The following is a 9,870-nucleotide window of genomic DNA, read 5'->3' on the forward strand; positions in this document are numbered from 1 at the left end:
ATGACGAGCAGAGCCTGCGAACCTACGCCTTCTCCACCCCGCACCATTCCGCGATGAACAGCGCGGTGGCCTTGGTCGACTGCCGCAGCGAGTGCAGATCGACATATTCGTTGAAGCCGTGCATCGCCGCGCCGCTGGCGCCGAAACACAGGCTCGGGATGTCGTAGTTCAAGCCGTAGAACCGTGTGTCGGTCAGTGCGGTGAAGGCGCGGTCCTCCACCGCCCCGCCATAGACCGCCTGGTGCGCCTTGGCGAAGGCGGCTTCCGGCGCCTCGGAGTTCACCAGCTCGTAGCCTTCCGACAGGAAGCCCGACCATTCCACCTGCGGCGGATTGTTGGAGAGGAAGCGGTGGTCGCGGGCAGCCGCCGACACGCAGGCCAGAATCTCCTTCTGGCACTCGGCGATCGACCAGCCCGGCAGCACCGCGATGCGGCAGTCGACGTCGCACCAGGCCGGCACGCTGGAAGCCCAGTCGCCACCCTTGATGATGCCGGGGTTGAAGTTGATCGGATGATTGACGTCCTTGAAATGCTTGTCGGCCCTGGCGCGCTCGTTCCAGGCGATCTCGAGCTTCTCCAGCGCATGCACCAGATGATATGCCGCCATGATCGCGTTCGAGCCGGCACCGGCCTCGAACACATGCACCGGGAAGCCGCGCACCTTCAGGCGGAACCAGATCACGCCGACCTGCGAGCGGATCATCGTGCCGTTGGTCGGCTCCGGGATGAAGCAGGCATCGGCGCGATAGCCGCGCTGCAAGGTCGAGAGCGCGCCGACGCCGGTGCTCTCCTCCTCGATCACGGACTGGAAGTGGATCCGCGCCGTCGGCTTCAACCCGGCCTTCTTGATCGCATCCAGCGCGTAGAGCGCGGCGATGGTGCCGGACTTCATGTCGCATGCACCGCGGCCATACATCTTGCCGTCCTTGATCACCGGCGAGAACGGCGGCGTCTCCCACATCTCGAGCGGGCCGGTCGGCACCACGTCGCAGTGACCCTGCAGGATCAGCGATTTGCCGGCATTGGTCGCCGGGCGGTAGGTGCCGACCACCGTACGGGCTTTCGAGAAATCATGCTCGATCGGGCCGAAGCCGCGCAGGTCCTTCAACTCGTCGAGATTGATGTGCCAGTCGTCGACCTCATAGCCACGCTCGCGCAGCAAATCGCCGATCATGTCCTGGCATGGCCCCTCGGCGCCGCGAGTCGAGGGGATCGCGACAAAGGCCTGCGTCGTCGCAAGCTGCGCATCGAATCCTTCGTCAACGGCGGCAAGGATTCGTTGTTGCGTCTCGGCAGTCATTCGGCAGCTCCATGGGGGACATCAGACAAGGCGGGAGCCGCAGCGTAACCTGATTTCACTCGGCCGGGTATTGCGCAAAATAGGCATCCCGCAATGCATCTTCGAGCAGGCGGCCTTCGGAATAGCCATCGAGCGTCTTCGGCCGAGTCACGCCGTCGAGCAGCCGCGGACACGGCTCGGGCGAGCCGAGCACGGTGCGCACCGGAATGCGCTCGGCATAGATCGGCAACTCGTAATCCTCATCGTCGTCGGCGACGCCCTTGGCGCGCACCTTGGCCGAGGCCTCCTCGATCTCCATCGCGATGAACGAGGTCGCCTTGATCTCCTGCTTGTTGCTGGCGCGCAGGCCCGCGGTGCGCTCGGGAAAAAAGCGATCGACCATCGCGACGACGGCACGCTCCTTCTCTGCGGGGTCGGTCACGAGATAGGCGGAGCCGAACGCCATCACCGCGCGATAGTCGGCCGAGTGGTTGAAGCCGCAGCGCGCCAGCACCAGGCTGTCGAGATGGGCGACGGTCAGACACACCCGCTGCCCCTCCGACTGGTTCTCCAGCATCCGGCTCGCGCTCGAGCCGTGCCAGTAGAGCCTGGTGCCCTCGCGCCAGAAGAAGGTCGGCGTGCAATAGGGCTGGCCGTCGATCACGTAGGAGACGTGGCACAGCATCGAGGCATCCAGGATCTTGTGCACGGTGGCGTGGTCGTAGAAGCCGCGGTCATGGCGGCGCTTCACCCTGTTGCGAGATGACAGCGGATAGGACGGAGTGGATGCACCTTCGGTCACGGCAGGCCTCGCATGGATTTGGAATCTTTCAAGAGTTGTAGCGGCCAATTTGGTCTGCGATAGTGCCAATTCCATGCGAAAAATTCCGACCAATTTGCGCAAGCCTTCGGCCGGCAAGGCCGACTTGCCGCTCGACCTCGCCGACCCCCACGTGACGCCGGGCGCGGCCTCGCAGCAGCGGCTGTATCAGGCGCTGTGCCGCGCGATCGTCGGCGGCCTGGTCAAGCCGGGCGAGCCGCTGCCGCCGTCGCGTGCGCTGGCCAGGCAGACCGGCTTCCGCCGTAACGCCGTCACCACGGCCTATGAGCGGCTGATCGCCGACGGCTTCGCGGTGGCGACCACCGGCTCCGGCACCTTCGTCGCCGCGCGCATCCCGGCGCAGGCCACCGCGCCGCGACGTGCGAGGATCGAGATCGAGCCGCCGCAGCACAATGCGCTGTCGCTCGGCTGCACCCATATCGACGAGCGCGCATTGCAGCGCTTCCGCGCCTTCGCCGGCAGGAGGCTGCGCGCCTTCGGCTCCGAACACCTGCACTATGGCGATCCACGCGGCAGCAGCGAACTGCGCGCCGCGATCGCGGATCATTTGCTGTCGGCACGCGGGCTGCGCTGCGACCCCGACCAGATCATGCTGGCGTCGGGCACACTGCACGCACTGCGCATCGTACTCGGTGCCATCCTCAAGCCCGGCGATCAGGTCTGGTGCGAGGATCCCGGCTATCCGGCAGCGCGGCGCGCGATCGAGCATTGCGGCTATCGGCCGGTGTCGGTGCCGGTCGATGGCTCCGGCATGCGCATCGACAAGGGGCGCGCATCCGCGTCGCAGGCGCGCGCCGCCTATGTCACCCCGTCACATCAATTTCCGCTCGGCGTGCAGATGTCGATGCTGCGCCGACTCGAGCTGCTGGACTGGGCCCGGGATGCCGGCGCCTTCGTGTTCGAGGACGATTACGACAGCGAGTTCCGCTATGACGGTGCGCCGCTGCTGTCGCTCGCCGGCATCGATCATCTGCGCCGCGTGATCTACATGGGCACGTTTGCGAAGACGCTGTTCCCGGGACTTCGGATCGGTTACTGCGCCTTGCCTGAAGCACTGATCGGACCGGTGACGGCGGCGCGCGCCGCGCTTGATCGGTTTCCTGGCACTCTGATGGAAGGCGCGGTCGCCGACATGCTGAACTCCGGCGCTTTCGCCGCGAACTTGCGCAAATCGCGCAAGCTTTATCGCGAGGCGCGCGATGTCCTGGCATCGACGCTTCAGAATGCATCCGAGGGCGAGCTTACGGTTCCCGTGCCGTCGCAAGGCCTGCATCTCGTGGCGCGGCTCGATCCCGCAACCGATCCGCTGATCGCGGCGCAGGCGAAGGCTAACGCCGGCGTCGGCGGCTGGCTGCTTGCCGAGACCTATCATCGCGCGCGTCCATTGCCGGGTTTCGTGCTGGGATTTTCCGGTCATCCGGTTCCGCAACTCGTCGCGTCGGCGGAACAATTGGCGAAGACAACGCTGACCGCATTGCGCGCGACGCACAAGCAATCCACGAAGCCGCGGCGCGCTAGGAGAATCACGGCCACCTGACTATGGTCGCCCGTCGTTCAGTGCGTGCCAGCTTACGGAGTTACCGGATGCCCGCCAATCGCAACGTCCTGTATCTCGTGATCGCCGCGCTGGTCGTGATCGCGGGCATGCTCGGCTACAATCTCTATCAGGCCAAGAAGCAGCCCGAAGGCCTTCAGATCAATGTCGGGCCCGACGGGCTCAAGATCCAGAACAAGTGAAGGAGGCTCGGATGCCGCGCATCGCATTGGTCGCGCTGGTCAGCGCCGCAGCATTCGTCGCGATGACCTACTCCGCCTCCGCGCAGCAGGCCTTGATGCGCGAAGGTGACATCGTCGACCTCAGGGTCGGTCAGCGCGTCCTCATCGACGACGGCTCGTGTCCGGCCGGGCAGATCAAGCAGGTCGTCGGCTCCAAGCTGAGCCAGAACGGCGTGGTGCGCACACATAGCTGCGTGCCACGGCTCGCCAAAAAATAAGCGCCCCGCAATCGCGAGGCGCTTCGTTCGTCACGATCCCGGCAACGCGCCGCTTAGTTCGAGATCGGCTCGAACATGCATTGCAGCGTCGGCTTGGCGATCTTGGTGAAGGTCGGGCCGATCTCGGCCTGCTTCGATGTCGGCACCCAATCGGACTCGATGGTCGGCACCCCGGTCTCGCTGATGCCGCGCAGCAGGGCGTGGCGAAGATCGGGATCATCCACCGTCGCGGCGGCGTGGTCGTGCAGGCAGCCGCAGACGGCTTCGGGATGCGTCCAGCGCCCGAGCATATGCGGCGCGCACTGGCGCACGAATTCGTCGCGCGGTTCAGCCGCCCGGTACAACGACCGGATCTGCATCGACTCGAGCGGAAGCTGGGATTGGGCCTGCGCGGAACCCGCCAGGAAGAACGATGCGAGCATCGCGGCGGAACATATACGAAGCAACATGGGGAGCCTTTGCCGGCAGTTCTGTCTGTCGCGTCAGTTGGCCTGTGCCACGATCATCGCGGCCGGAGTCACGACAGGCGAGCCATTGTAGGAGAAGGTACCGATCCCGGGCAAACCGCTGCCCGGGGCACCAGCCATCGACGAGCCGGCCATCACGAAAGCGACGGCGAGGATCAGGCTCAGGGTCCGCATGTGGCAGTCTCCGTCATTTACGGTCGGCGCCCGGCGCCGTGGTGTTGACGGTTTGATAACGATCTGCCGTTTCCGGAGTTCTGCGGAACAAGCGGAAAATGGTTTCGTCCGCGGGAGAATTGTTTCGTCGGCCGGCGGTCCACGAAACATTCGCCGAAAAACTCCAATGTTTTCAGTCGAGACGGGGCAGCGGGGACGTTGTTCAAGATTTCGCGCGTTAGGTCACCCGCTGGACGGCCGGGGCACCGACCGCGAATTATGCATGTAGACTGAGTGCGCTACCGCGCTTTCTTAACTTTCCTCTGCTGAGACAGGAAGCAACGGAGCAAGAGCTGCGTGAACCGCTCGAGGTTCCGGGCCGACTCATCTGGTGCCGTGCAACCATCCTCGCGGTGGCACGTTGTCGTGGTCCAGATCCAACCAACGAAGGATGTCAGTCGTGGGTAATGGCAACATCGGTGTTGGCAATCAGTCCGCGACCGGCAAATCCGGCCAGCAGCAGATGACGGCCGCGATGCCTCAGCAGGGCGCCTACGTGATGGGCGACAATGAATGCGCACCGCAGAAGCTGGTTCGCCTGATCGGTTGTCGCGACTCGAACGTCCGGCCGGGCCTCAGCATCCGCGCGAAGCAGTTCGGGCAAACCCAGCGCTAGCTCCCCTATCGCTTCAGCCGACGGGTTCAAGTCCCTGGTCGTGCTATTGAATGAACTCACCACACTTCTGGACGGCGGCAGCATCGGCCGCGCCCCATGGCATGATCGGCACCGACGATGTCGAGTTCTTCGGCGAGCCCTCGATCAGCTTGTCCGAATAGACCATGTAGACCAGCACGTTGCGCTTGGCGTCGCAGCCACGCACGATTTGCATTTTCTTGAAGAACAGCGAGCGCCGCTTGCTGAACATGTCGTCGCCCTGGCCGAGCTTGCCCTTGAAGCGGATCGGTCCGATCTGCCGGCAAGCCAGCGAGATGTCAGAGACTTCCTCGGCGAGGCCGAGCCAGCCCTTGAAGCCACCCCTCTCCGGCACCGTGAAGTGACAGGCGACGCCTTCGATCTCGGGGTCGTCGACCCCGTAGGTGGCGAGCTTGTCGTTGGGGCTCACCCATTTGAACACGGTCGAGCGGCGGAAGATCAGGTCGGGCTCGTCAGCCGCGGCTGCGGGGCCCGCCTGCCCCACGACCAACGTCGAGGCCAGCAACATCAGCAGCAACGCGGACCTCCATCGAGACAATTGTCGCACGTCACACAAGCTCACACTTCTCGATGTCATTGGGGTCTCCGCAGAATGGCTCCGCCTATGTAGTGCGCAAACGCCGCACGGGAAGGCGCTGACAGTTCGGTGATCGGACCTCGCGCTTTAACCTCTTGTGAGGCTTTTTTGCTACGCTTTCGTCGAAAAATACCCCCTCACGGAAGGGTTAGATCGCTTGCGCTGGTGAACGCGTTCTGCGTCTGCGACAACCAATGGATAGTTTGGACTGGGATTCGGAATATGCGCGCAAGCGGGCCTCGGATTTCGATTTTTAATTCTGCGAACGGGCGCTTCTGGCAATTTGCGATTTTGACCGCCGCCGGCACGATCGGCGCGTCGTCCAACGCCGATGCAGCGCTGTTCTACTGGAACCGCGACTCCGCCTATTACGGCGACGTCGAGCCGATGCCGCAGCCGGCCCGACCGAAGCCGAAGCGCAATCTCGTCAAGAAGAATCCGGCGATCGAGAAAGAAGCCGGCACCAGGCCGCAGGGCCCCCTGATCATCTCGGTCTCGATCGACCAGCAGCGGGTCAGCGTCTACGACGTCAACGGCCTCTATGCCGAGAGCCCGGTGTCGACGGGCATGAAGGGGCATTCCACCCCGATGGGTGTCTTCAGCATCATCCAGAAGCAGAAGTACCATCAGTCCAACATCTACAGCGGCGCGCCGATGCCGTACATGCAGCGCATCACCTGGTCGGGCATCGCGATGCACGCCGGCGTGCTGCCGGGCTATCCGGCTTCCCATGGCTGCATCCGCATGCCTATGTCGTTCGCGGTCAAGATGTACAATTGGACCCGGATGGGTGCCCGCGTGTTCGTGACGCCAGGCACGGTCTCGCCGGAGAGTTTCTCGCACCCGCTGCTGGTGACGCAGAAGGTCACGCCGCCGCAGCCGGTTGCCGACGACGTTCTGAAGATGGACGCGCCGCTCGGCGTGAAAAGCGACAAGGGCGCGGACAAGCCGCAGACCGGGCTCGATTTGCGCAGCAGCGTCGGCCATGACGCCGCTTCGCTGCGCGACAACCCCCACACCGCCGACGCCAGCGGCGCGATGCCTGTGGCGAGCGCGTCGTCGACCATGTCCGATGCGCCCTCCTCCGGCGATGCGATCGCGCAGAAGCTTGCAGCCGACACATCGGAGACCACGGCCGCCGCCGACAGCACCACCGCGTCCGACGACAGGACCGTCGGCGAAACCACCGGCAGCATCGACGCACCAAAGACCGAGGTAGCCTCGAACGATCAGGTGAAGGCCGAGGCCAGGGTCGACACCAAGGCCGACGAGCCGAAGGCGGACACGGCCAAGCCCGCCATTGCCGTGGCACCCAAGACCGACGCGGCAAAGCCTGAGGCGCCGAAGACCGACACGTCGAAGATCGATGCGCCGAAAGCCGATGCGGCCAAGGACACGGCAGGCAAGGACGCGACGGGCAAGGACGCGGCTAAGGCGACGGATGCGGCCAAGCCCGCTGAAGCCGCAACCCCAGCCGGCGCGTCGGACGCCAACAACGATGCGGCCAAGGATCCGGCTCGGCTGCCGGGCGCGGCCAGGATCGACGTGCCGAAGCGCACCGGGCAGATCGCGGTGTTCATCAGCCGCAAGGATTCCAAGCTCTATGTCCGGCAGAACTTCGCGCCGTTGTTCGAAGTGCCGGTGACGATCGCGGCGAGCGACCGGCCGCTCGGCACGCATGTGTTCACCGCGCAGGCCGACAAGACCGATACCAATCTGCTGCACTGGTCGGTGGTGACACTGCCGTCCCGCAATGCCGCTCGCATCGATGTGCAGGACCGTACCTCGCATCGTCGCAAGATGGCGGCCGCGGCGCCGGTCGAGGCCAAGCCGCAGCCGGCGACCAACACCCCGGCCGAGGCGCTCGACCGCATCTCGATCCCGGCCGACGCGATGGCGCGGATCACCGAAGCGCTTGGCACCGGCGGATCGATCATCGTCTCCGATCTCGGCGTCAACCAGGGCGAGACCGGCGAAGGCACCGACTTCATCCTGCCGCTGCGCTGAGCCCCCATAACGCCTTCTTGAAAGCCTGCGGCCGTCCGCTGGACTATGATGCCGTCGGCATCCGTTCCGGGGACGAGACCATGATGGACCGCAGGACACTGATCGTGGCGGCGTTGGCCGCGGCTGCGGGCTCCCGCGCCCTGCATGCGCAACAGCCGGCCATGAGCCGGATCACGGCCTACGCGTTCTCGTTCCCGGCACTCACCGGCGGCGACATTCGCCTCGCCGACTACGCCGGCCGTCCGCTGATGATCGTCAACACGGCTTCGCTCTGTGGCTTCACGCCGCAATATGCCGGCTTGCAGCAATTGTGGACCGAATTCCGCGACCGCGGCTTCGTCATCATCGGCGTGCCCTCGAACGATTTCGGCGGCCAGGAGCCCGGCGGCCCGACCGAGATCGCCGAGACCGCGCAGCATCAATACGGCGTCAGCTTCCCGATCGCAGCCAAGGCGGTCGTGAAGGGCGCCGGCGCCCACCCGTTCTATCGATGGGCGGCGGAGGCACGGCCGAAGGATGTGCCGCGCTGGAATTTCCACAAATACCTGATCGGCCGCGACGGCTACATCGCCGACGTCTTCTCTGAACAGGTCGCGCCCGACGACACCCGCATCAAGACTGCTATCGCGCGGGCATTGGCGGTAGCCTGAGAGGCGGCAACAATCCCCGGAATTAACTGATCCGACGAGGATTTTGGGCACGGACCCGCCCCGTTCATTGCCTTGGCGACGCCACTGCGACTAGGGTACGATCGGTTGGGGGCAGAAGCGGCCCGGGCGCGGCAATGCCGGCGCCGGGAGCGCGATCAGCAGGGAACACGCCATGCGCATTGCGGCAGGTCTGATTTTCGCAGGGACCGTATCGTTGCTCGCGTCGAGCGCAGCTTGGTCGCAGACGCCGCCCGCCAAGGGCACTGTGCCGGCGGCAGCTCCCGCAGCCGCAGCTCCAGCCCCTGCCGCCGCAGCGCCCGCGCCCGCTGCCACCGCGGTCGCTCCAGTGCCGCCGAAGCAACCGCCACAGCCGGCACGCGCCGCATGTAGCAATCCGAATGCGCTCGGCGTTGCCCGCACCGTCGAGATCGACACGACAGGCGGACCGGGCTTCGGCTTCGAGCATTTCAAGCAGCTCGACTTCCTGCGCGACCACGAAGTGGTGCTGACCTTCGACGACGGCCCATGGCCGGGCAACACGCCGGCGGTGCTGAAGGCGCTGGCCGACGAATGCACCACGGGCATCTTCTTCCCGATCGGCAAGCACGCCACCTATCATCCCGAGATCCTGCGCCAGGTCTATGCCGCCGGCCACACCGTCGGCTCGCACACCTGGTCGCATGAGAATCTGAACAACAAGAAGCTGACCGAGGATCAGAAGAAGGACGAGATCGAGCGCGGCCTGGCCGCAGTGAAATGGGCGCTCGAGACCTCACCCGCGCCGTTCTTCCGCTTCCCGGCGCTGCAACATCCGCCCGAGATGGTGACCTATCTCGGCAACCGCAACATCGCGATCTTCTCCTGCGACCTCGACTCGTTCGACTTCAAGTCGAAGAATTCCCAGCAGGTGATCGACACCGTGATGAAGAAGCTCGCCAAGCTCGGCAAGGGCATCATCCTGATGCACGACTTCCAGAAGCATACCGCCGAAGCGCTGCCCACGCTGCTGACGCAGCTCAAGGCTGGCGGCTACAAGGTGGTGGCGATGCGCGCCAAATTCCCGGCGACGATCCTGCCGCAATACGAGCAGGAGCTTGCCAAGGACGTCAAGCTGCCGACCGTGAGCTCGCGGCCAGTGAACAGCGTCGTCACCACCGTCGATCAGTAAGCGCGCCGGCCAAGTCCTG

At 65.0% G+C, this 9,870-nt stretch carries 12 protein-coding genes; 7 read left to right on the plus strand and 5 right to left on the minus strand.

From position 1 onward, the window contains the following. Positions 1–22 precede the first annotated feature (22 nt). Positions 23–1,300: an ArgE/DapE family deacylase gene (locus B2W55_RS10755; RefSeq protein WP_024581530.1), complete on the minus strand. Its 1,278-nt coding sequence runs from the start codon at positions 1,298–1,300 to the stop codon at positions 23–25. 55 nt (positions 1,301–1,355) lie between these two features. Then, positions 1,356–2,081: a pyridoxamine 5'-phosphate oxidase family protein gene (locus tag B2W55_RS10760; protein WP_024581529.1), complete on the minus strand. Its 726-nt coding sequence runs from the start codon at positions 2,079–2,081 to the stop codon at positions 1,356–1,358. Positions 2,082–2,154: 73 nt separating this feature from the next. Between B2W55_RS10760 and B2W55_RS10765 the strand changes: the two genes are divergently transcribed. From B2W55_RS10765 to B2W55_RS10775, 3 genes are read left to right on the plus strand one after another with little or no spacing between them, the layout of a single operon-like run. After that, positions 2,155–3,657, plus strand: coding sequence for a PLP-dependent aminotransferase family protein (locus B2W55_RS10765; protein ID WP_024581528.1), 1,503 nt, complete (start codon positions 2,155–2,157; stop codon positions 3,655–3,657). 47 nt (positions 3,658–3,704) lie between these two features. Then, complete coding sequence (locus tag B2W55_RS10770; RefSeq protein ID WP_168200253.1) at positions 3,705–3,857, plus strand: hypothetical protein; 153 nt, start codon at positions 3,705–3,707, stop codon at positions 3,855–3,857. 11 nt (positions 3,858–3,868) lie between these two features. Continuing rightward, a complete protein-coding gene (locus tag B2W55_RS10775) occupies positions 3,869–4,114 on the plus strand; it encodes a DUF6719 family protein (RefSeq protein ID WP_029879145.1) in 246 nt (81 codons plus the stop codon). A gap of 53 nt (positions 4,115–4,167) precedes the next feature. On the opposite strand, the gene B2W55_RS10780 is transcribed toward B2W55_RS10775, so the two are convergent. Both B2W55_RS10780 and B2W55_RS10785 read right to left on the minus strand, forming a co-directional pair. Next, positions 4,168–4,563 (minus strand): hypothetical protein, encoded by a 396-nt coding sequence (locus B2W55_RS10780; protein WP_024581526.1) that lies wholly within the window; start codon positions 4,561–4,563, stop codon positions 4,168–4,170. A gap of 33 nt (positions 4,564–4,596) precedes the next feature. Next, a complete protein-coding gene (locus tag B2W55_RS10785; protein ID WP_168200254.1) occupies positions 4,597–4,755 on the minus strand; it encodes a hypothetical protein in 159 nt (52 codons plus the stop codon). 430 nt (positions 4,756–5,185) lie between these two features. On the opposite strand from B2W55_RS10785, the gene B2W55_RS10790 reads away from it, so the two are divergent. Further along, positions 5,186–5,410, plus strand: a complete 225-nt coding sequence (locus tag B2W55_RS10790; protein ID WP_024581525.1) for a hypothetical protein — start codon at positions 5,186–5,188, stop codon at positions 5,408–5,410. 43 nt (positions 5,411–5,453) lie between these two features. Here B2W55_RS10790 and B2W55_RS10795 read toward each other — a convergent pair whose 3' ends face one another. Next, positions 5,454–5,957 (minus strand): CreA family protein, encoded by a 504-nt coding sequence (locus B2W55_RS10795; RefSeq protein ID WP_100555275.1) that lies wholly within the window; start codon positions 5,955–5,957, stop codon positions 5,454–5,456. Between the two features lie 291 nt (positions 5,958–6,248). Here B2W55_RS10795 and B2W55_RS10800 point away from each other — a divergent pair, with 291 nt between their 5' ends. The 3 genes from B2W55_RS10800 to B2W55_RS10810 all read left to right on the plus strand — a co-directional run bounded on the left by B2W55_RS10800 (position 6,249) and on the right by B2W55_RS10810 (position 9,851). Then, positions 6,249–8,033 carry a L,D-transpeptidase family protein gene (locus B2W55_RS10800; RefSeq protein WP_024581523.1) on the plus strand — a complete coding sequence of 595 codons (1,785 nt, stop codon included), beginning with the start codon at positions 6,249–6,251 and terminating at the stop codon, positions 8,031–8,033. A gap of 80 nt (positions 8,034–8,113) precedes the next feature. After that, on the plus strand, positions 8,114–8,683 hold the full coding sequence (locus tag B2W55_RS10805) for a glutathione peroxidase (RefSeq protein ID WP_024581522.1): 570 nt from the start codon (positions 8,114–8,116) through the stop codon (positions 8,681–8,683). 172 nt (positions 8,684–8,855) lie between these two features. Beyond that, positions 8,856–9,851 carry a polysaccharide deacetylase family protein gene (locus tag B2W55_RS10810; protein ID WP_024581521.1) on the plus strand — a complete coding sequence of 332 codons (996 nt, stop codon included), beginning with the start codon at positions 8,856–8,858 and terminating at the stop codon, positions 9,849–9,851. The last annotated feature ends 19 nt before the right edge of the window (positions 9,852–9,870 follow it).

Source organism: Bradyrhizobium sp. UBA2491 (genome assembly GCF_002341725.1).
Lineage (GTDB): Bacteria > Pseudomonadota > Alphaproteobacteria > Rhizobiales > Xanthobacteraceae > Bradyrhizobium.

Excerpts from the sequence above, each read along its gene's own strand:
- B2W55_RS10770 (WP_168200253.1), top strand. The coding sequence starts at position 3,705 with ATGCCCGCCAATCGCAACGTCCTGTATCTCGTGATCGCCGCGCTGGTC.
- B2W55_RS10805 (WP_024581522.1), top strand. The coding sequence starts at position 8,114 with ATGATGGACCGCAGGACACTGATCGTGGCGGCGTTGGCCGCGGCTGCG.
- B2W55_RS10780 (WP_024581526.1), bottom strand. The coding sequence starts at position 4,563 with ATGTTGCTTCGTATATGTTCCGCCGCGATGCTCGCATCGTTCTTCCTG.
- B2W55_RS10790 (WP_024581525.1), top strand. The coding sequence starts at position 5,186 with ATGTCAGTCGTGGGTAATGGCAACATCGGTGTTGGCAATCAGTCCGCG.
- B2W55_RS10775 (WP_029879145.1), top strand. The coding sequence starts at position 3,869 with ATGCCGCGCATCGCATTGGTCGCGCTGGTCAGCGCCGCAGCATTCGTC.
- B2W55_RS10785 (WP_168200254.1), bottom strand. The coding sequence starts at position 4,755 with ATGCGGACCCTGAGCCTGATCCTCGCCGTCGCTTTCGTGATGGCCGGC.
- B2W55_RS10795 (WP_100555275.1), bottom strand. The coding sequence starts at position 5,957 with ATGTTGCTGGCCTCGACGTTGGTCGTGGGGCAGGCGGGCCCCGCAGCC.
- B2W55_RS10765 (WP_024581528.1), top strand. The coding sequence starts at position 2,155 with ATGCGAAAAATTCCGACCAATTTGCGCAAGCCTTCGGCCGGCAAGGCC.
- B2W55_RS10800 (WP_024581523.1), top strand. The coding sequence starts at position 6,249 with ATGCGCGCAAGCGGGCCTCGGATTTCGATTTTTAATTCTGCGAACGGG.
- B2W55_RS10755 (WP_024581530.1), bottom strand. The coding sequence starts at position 1,300 with ATGACTGCCGAGACGCAACAACGAATCCTTGCCGCCGTTGACGAAGGA.
- B2W55_RS10810 (WP_024581521.1), top strand. The coding sequence starts at position 8,856 with ATGCGCATTGCGGCAGGTCTGATTTTCGCAGGGACCGTATCGTTGCTC.